The 5,314-nt window shown below is 71.0% G+C and carries 6 protein-coding genes; 4 read left to right on the plus strand and 2 right to left on the minus strand.

What is annotated here, in order from left to right:
* Positions 1-194 precede the first annotated feature (194 nt).
* Positions 195-659, plus strand: a complete 465-nt coding sequence (locus tag I73_RS15655) for a glycine zipper 2TM domain-containing protein (protein ID WP_022981479.1) — start codon at positions 195-197, stop codon at positions 657-659.
* Between the two features lie 36 nt (positions 660-695).
* On the opposite strand, the gene I73_RS28280 is transcribed toward I73_RS15655, so the two are convergent.
* Positions 696-2,012, minus strand: a complete 1,317-nt coding sequence (locus I73_RS28280; protein ID WP_022981480.1) for an esterase-like activity of phytase family protein — start codon at positions 2,010-2,012, stop codon at positions 696-698.
* Positions 2,013-2,117: 105 nt separating this feature from the next.
* On the minus strand, positions 2,118-2,252 hold the full coding sequence (locus I73_RS34460) for a hypothetical protein (protein ID WP_022981481.1): 135 nt from the start codon (positions 2,250-2,252) through the stop codon (positions 2,118-2,120).
* Between the two features lie 147 nt (positions 2,253-2,399).
* Here I73_RS34460 and I73_RS28285 point away from each other — a divergent pair, with 147 nt between their 5' ends.
* From I73_RS28285 to I73_RS15680, 3 genes are all read left to right on the plus strand, one after another.
* A complete protein-coding gene (locus I73_RS28285) occupies positions 2,400-3,425 on the plus strand; it encodes a M14 family zinc carboxypeptidase (RefSeq protein ID WP_022981482.1) in 1,026 nt (341 codons plus the stop codon).
* Positions 3,426-3,430: 5 nt separating this feature from the next.
* A complete protein-coding gene (locus I73_RS15675) occupies positions 3,431-4,234 on the plus strand; it encodes an alpha/beta fold hydrolase (protein ID WP_026096805.1) in 804 nt (267 codons plus the stop codon).
* A 224-nt stretch (positions 4,235-4,458) separates the two neighbouring features.
* Positions 4,459-5,314, plus strand: an 856-nt coding sequence (locus I73_RS15680) for a hydrogenase small subunit (RefSeq protein WP_022981484.1), incomplete at its 3' end; no start/stop codon positions are given.

A 5,314-nucleotide genomic window follows, 5' to 3' on the forward strand; every position in this document is an offset into this window, starting at 1 on the left:
GGCCAGCGTGCCGCGCAGCAGCCGGCTGCACGATTGAGCGTCTCTGCGCCGGCAGTGAACTTCCGGCGCGGCAACAACTCTTTACCAGGTGACCCACGGTGGACAGCCCCTGGCTCGTGCACCATGAAGCCCTTGTCAACGCGAAGCCCTGCTGCGCCGTTGGCTTTTGCAAGCATTCCAACCGAGTCCTGACGATGAAACGCCTCGCCCTCGCCCTCATGGTCGCCGCCAGCCTGGCCGCCTGCACCACCACCAGCCCCGACGTGATCCAGCGCGGCGACGCGCAGCGCCTGTCCACCGTGCAGGACGGCACCATCCTCAGCATCCGCCCGGTGACGGTGGACGGCACCCAGAGCGGCGTGGGCGGTGTGTCCGGCGCCGTGGTGGGTGGCGTGGCCGGCTCCAACATCGGCGGCCCGCGCTCCTCGGCCATCGGCGGCGTGATCGGCGCCGTGGCCGGTGCCGTGGTGGGCAACGCCATCGAGCGTGGCGCCACCAAGGAAGACGCCTACGAGATCATTGTGCAGCTGCGCAACGGCGACCGCCGCGCCATCGTCCAGGCCAAGGGCTCTGAGACCCTCAACCCGGGCGACGCGGTGATCATCGTCACCACCGGCGGCAAGGCCCGCGTCACCAAGGCACCGGCGGTCCAGCCCTGAGGCGCTGACTGAACCCTCCGGCGCGGCCCGCGCTACTCAGCGCAGCGGGGCCGTGTCGTCCACCGGCAGCGGCGCGTCCAGCTGCAAGAGCAGGAACTCGTTCGGGTCGGGCACGCCGGCCGTCTTGCTGCTGCCGGGGTAGTTGTTGTCGTTCATCACCAGCAGCGTGCTGGCGTCCATCACCAGCACGTCCTCGATGGTGACGAAGGGGAAGGTGAACAGGGTCTGGCCGTCCTGGTTCAGGTCGTGCGGATCCTGGATGGACATCAGGTCCACCACCGCCTGCTTGGCCACGCAGCCCAGGCCATCGCGCTGGTTCAGGTCGATCAGGAAGATCTTCTTGAAGCGCGGATCCTCGGTGCCATTGCGCTCGATCACCAGGAACTGGTGGTCGTTCACCGCCGTCATGTCGCCGATGTTGGTGCCCTGCGGCTCCAGCGCATAGCACCACTGCTGGCCGGTGTAGGTCTCGCTGTCCACGTCGAAGGCATTGATGCGCAGCGTGCGCGCCGGGTCACCGGTCACGGTGCCTTCCAGCAGGGTGAACAGCGTCGTGCCGGCCCGGTTGATGGCCAGGCCCTCGAAGCCCCGCGAGCTGCCCAGCGTGGGCGTGGCACTGCCCAGGTAGGGGTTGTCGGGCGACATCACGCCGGCCATCGGCACCTCGCGGCGCAGCACGCGGCCGCGGGCATCGGTCTTGACCAGGAAGGGGCCGAACTCTTCGCCGAACCAGTAGTGGCCGTGGTGGTCCACCCGCATGGACTCGATGTCCAGGTCGGCGCCGGTCAGCCAGTGCCCGGCCCGGATGCGCGCATCGACCGGGATGCCGGCCTGGCCGGGGCCGCTGCCGGCATAGGGATAGGCCTGCAGCTGGTTGATCTCGGTGAAGCCCAGGCGACCCAGCGGATCGGCCAGCGTGATGTGGCTGCGGGCGCTGAAGCTGGCCAGCCGCCGGCCGCTGTCCACATCCACCGGGCGCACGGCGCCGGTGCCGGCCACGCTGCGGCCGTTCCAGCGCCGGAAATCCGGCTCCACGGTGTAGACCCGCAGCACCGCATCCGGCGAATTGGCCTTGGTGCCGAAGCCGTTGTCCGGCATGACGCGGAAGGTGCCCGGGCGCGGCCCCGGCAGCACGGCCGAGAAGCCCTGCACCGCCTGCTGATTCACCAGCGGCAGGGTGCGGCCATTGGCCGAGCTGACGAACTCGCCCGCGGTGGGGCCGGGCGAGAAGGTGTCGGCCGGCAGGCTGGCAAAGCCGACCAGTTCGGTGGCCTGGGCCGGGCCGGTGCCGCACAGAACGGCCAGCGCGGCCAGGGCCACGGCGCGCAGCGCCGGAGAAACACGTGAGGACATGGAGGAACTCCCTGGGTTGTGATGGGTGTTCCGCCATGCTCGCGGCCCGCGGTGACGCTCCGTTGACCGACCCAGCGGCCATCCGGGCCAGGGCGAGCCGGACGATCAGGACCAGCGCAGACGGCGCTCGGTCCAGCGGGCCCGCCACAGGGCCAGGCACTCGCCCAGCCCGGCCAGCAGGGCCAGCGCCACGACCAGGCCGTGAAACAGACGTTGCGCAAGGGACAGGGGTTGGGACATGGCGACATCCTCGGATGACAGCGACAGGCGCGACCGTAGGCCGGCCGCATGACATGCCCGTGACACACGGCCCGGCTAGCCTGCGCCGAACAGACAACCCGAGCCTCTCTCTGCCCATCACGAACGCATGGCGAGAGGCCCGCCGCCGTGCCCCTGCCCCTGTCCTCCCTGCGCGAACTGCAGGCCCTGGCCACCCAGGCCGGCCCCGCCGCCACCCTGCACACCCTGGGGCAGGTGCAGGCCCACGGGCACAGCCTGCCGCTGTGGGCGCTGAGCCTGGGCAACCCCGACCCCGCCCTGCCGGCGGTGGCCTATGTGGGTGGCGTGCACGGGCTGGAGCGCATCGGCACCGAGGTGGTCCTGTCCTACCTGCGTAACCTGGTGGCCCGCCTGCCCTGGGACGCCACGCTGCAGCACCTGCTGCAGGGCCTGCGCCTGCTCTTCGTGCCGGTGGTCAACCCCGGCGGCCTGCTGCGCGGCACCCGCGCCAACCCGCGCGGCGTGGACCTGATGCGCAACGCGCCGGTCGAAGCCCACCCACCGGCGCCCTTCCTGCTGGCCGGCCACCACCTGAGCCCGGCCCTGCCCTGGTACCGCGGCCGCGCCGGTGAGCCGATGGAGGCCGAAAGTCAGGCCCTGTGCGACGTCATCCGCCGCGAGCTGTTCGGGCGCCCGCTGGCCATCGCGGTGGACTGTCACTCGGGCTTCGGCCTGCGCGACCGGCTGTGGTTCCCCTATGCCCACACCGCACTGCCCATCGACCACCTGCCCGAACTGCATGCGCTGGTGCAGCTGTTCGACCAGAGCCTGCGCCACCACCCCTATGTGGTGGAGCCGCAAAGCCGCCAGTACCGCACCCACGGCGACCTGTGGGACCACCTGACGCTGCAGGTCCGCCGAGAACACCCGGAACAGGTCTTCCTGGCGCTGACGCTGGAGATGGGCTCCTGGCTGTGGGTCAAGAAGAACCCGCGCCAGTTCTTCAGCCGCCACGGCATGTTCAACCCGCTGATCGCCCACCGCCAGCAGCGGGTCCTGCGCCGCCACCACCTGCTGCTGGACTTCCTGGCCCGCGCCGCGCTGGGCGCGCCCCACTGGCTGCCCGACGGCCCGGCGCGAGACGCCCACGCCGCCCAGGCCCTGGACCGCTGGTACCGCCTGCCCATCCCATGAGCCCGGTGCCACCGCCCCCCCGTCCCACCACCTGGGTGCTGCTGCGCGGCCTGACCCGCGGCGCCGGCCACTGGGGCGACTTCCCCGCCCGCTGGCAGGCCGCCTGGCCGGGTTGCCGGACTCTGGTGCCCGACTGGCCGGGCAACGGCGCGCGCTGGGCCGAGCACAGCCCGGCCACGGTGGCGGGGCTGACCGAGGCGCTGCGGCGGGACCTGCGGGCCCAGGGCGTGGCCCTGGGCCGCGAGCCGGTGGGCGTGCTGGCCCTGTCGCTGGGGGCCATGGTCAGCTGCGACTGGGCCCGGCGCCATCCGCAGGAGCTGGCCGCCGCCGTGCTGGTCAACACCAGCCTGCGGGGCGTGAGCCCCTTCTGGCAGCGTCTGCGGCCGGCCCGCTGCGCCGGTCTGCTGCGGCGCAGCATGCTGCCCACCGCGGCCGAGGACTGGGAGCAGCATCTGCTGGCCATCACCGCGCCGCTGCACGCCCGCAGCCCGGGGGCCGCCGCCACCCTGAGCAACTGGGTGAGCTTGCGGCAGCGCCAGCCGGTCAGCCGGGCCAACGCGCTGCGCCAGCTGGCGGCGGCCCTGCGCTACCGCCCGCCCGCCACACCGCCCTCGGTGCCGCTGCTGCTGCTGTCGGGCGGCGGCGACCGCCTGGTACACCCCGCCTGCAGCACGGCCCTGGCCCGCGCCTGGGGCTGCCCGCTGCGCACCCACCCCGAGGCCGGCCACGACCTGCCGCTGGACGCGCCGGGCTGGCTGATCGAACAGGTCCGGCACTGGCTGCAGGCCGAGGACCCTGCCGACCAGTGACTTTCCAGTTCCAGGACAGGAACGGACAGCCGCTGACCATGCCCCACGCGGAAGCCCCGGGTCGGGCCGCCGGAAATCCCCTTCGGAAATGACCTGTCTCAAGTGGTAAGGGCCACCGAGCCCTCCGGAGTTTCCCGCAGGGTTCCGGTTTCAGGCACGCGACTTGAGTTCCATCCGGTTCCAAAGCCCCCCTGGTGGCGGGGCGACAACGAGGAGCCAACCTGATGGAAACGTTTTACGAGGTCATGCGGCGGCAGGGCATTTCACGCCGCAGCCTCCTCAAGTACTGCTCACTGACCGCCACCTCCCTGGGGCTGGGCCCGGCTTTCGTGCCGCAGATCGCCCACGCCATGGAGACCAAGCCGCGCACCCCGGTGCTGTGGCTGCACGGTCTGGAATGCACCTGTTGCTCCGAGAGCTTCATCCGCTCGGCCCACCCGCTGGCCAAGGATGTGGTGCTCTCGATGATCTCGCTGGACTACGACGACACGCTGATGGCCGCCGCCGGCCACCAGGCCGAGGCCATCCTCGACGAGATCATGACCAAGTACAAGGGCAACTACATCCTGGCCGTCGAGGGCAACCCGCCCCTGAACGAGGACGGGATGTTCTGCATCCAGTCGGGCAAGCCCTTCATCGAGAAGCTGCAGCGCGTGGCCAAGGATTGCAAGGCCGTGATCGCCTGGGGTTCCTGCGCCAGCTGGGGCTGCGTGCAGGCCGCCAAGCCCAACCCCACGCAGGCCACGCCCATCCACAAGGTCATCACCGACAAGCCCATCATCAAGGTGCCCGGCTGCCCGCCGATCGCCGAGGTGATGACCGGCGTGATCACCTACATGCTCACCTTCGACAAGGTGCCCGAGCTGGACCGCCAGGGCCGCCCGAAGATGTTCTACAGCCAGCGCATCCACGACAAGTGCTACCGCCGGCCGCACTTCGACGCCGGCCAGTTCGTCGAGGCCTTCGACGACGAGAGCGCGCGCAAGGGCTACTGCCTCTACAAGGTCGGCTGCAAGGGCCCGAACACCCTACACGCCTGCTCCCACGTGATGTGGAACGAGGGCACGAGCTTCCCGATCA

It is taken from the genome of Ideonella sp. B508-1, assembly GCF_000333615.1.
In the GTDB taxonomy this organism is placed as follows: Bacteria; Pseudomonadota; Gammaproteobacteria; order Burkholderiales; family Burkholderiaceae_C; genus Ideonella.

Coding starts and splice junctions, on each gene's coding strand:
- I73_RS28280 (WP_022981480.1), bottom strand. CDS start 2,012: ATGTCCTCACGTGTTTCTCCGGCGCTGCGCGCCGTGGCCCTGGCCGCG.
- I73_RS15655 (WP_022981479.1), top strand. CDS start 195: ATGAAACGCCTCGCCCTCGCCCTCATGGTCGCCGCCAGCCTGGCCGCC.
- I73_RS34460 (WP_022981481.1), bottom strand. CDS start 2,252: ATGTCCCAACCCCTGTCCCTTGCGCAACGTCTGTTTCACGGCCTGGTC.